Source organism: Streptomyces endophyticus, assembly GCF_035798155.1.
Lineage (GTDB): Bacteria > Actinomycetota > Actinomycetes > Streptomycetales > Streptomycetaceae > Streptomyces > Streptomyces endophyticus.
The window spans coordinates 1-330 of sequence record NZ_JAOZYC010000105.1; the positions used below are offsets into that span (position 1 = coordinate 1).

1 other RNA gene is annotated in these 330 nt (G+C 48.5%); it reads right to left on the reverse strand.

Features of this window, described 5'->3' with window-relative positions:
• Positions 1 to 328: a transfer-messenger RNA gene (gene ssrA, locus OKJ99_RS15530) on the reverse strand.
• Positions 329 to 330: the final 2 nt, after the last annotated feature.

A 330-nucleotide genomic window follows, 5' to 3' on the forward strand; every position in this document is an offset into this window, starting at 1 on the left:
GACCGCAAGCCCTCCACAGACAGTTCTACATACTTAGCTGTGTTGTTTAATTTAACCACACACTCACCAACGAGCAAGCAAATGTGAGGCGAGTCACCTTAAGTTTAGTGTTGTATTAAGTAACCCAATACAACACGAGTCTCTCTTTATGACGCTGCTGCCAGTTACCTGGCCCGACCGAGAGACCCTTCGGTGCAGCGTTCAGCCGGGATTAAGCGGCTAAAGCGTAAGTTTCGTCGTTTGCGACTATACTTTTTTCTAGTTTATTTACGAGGTGACTAGGCCTCGGTATGCCCTGCACTGCTTTGCAACCCACGTCGAAACCTGGTC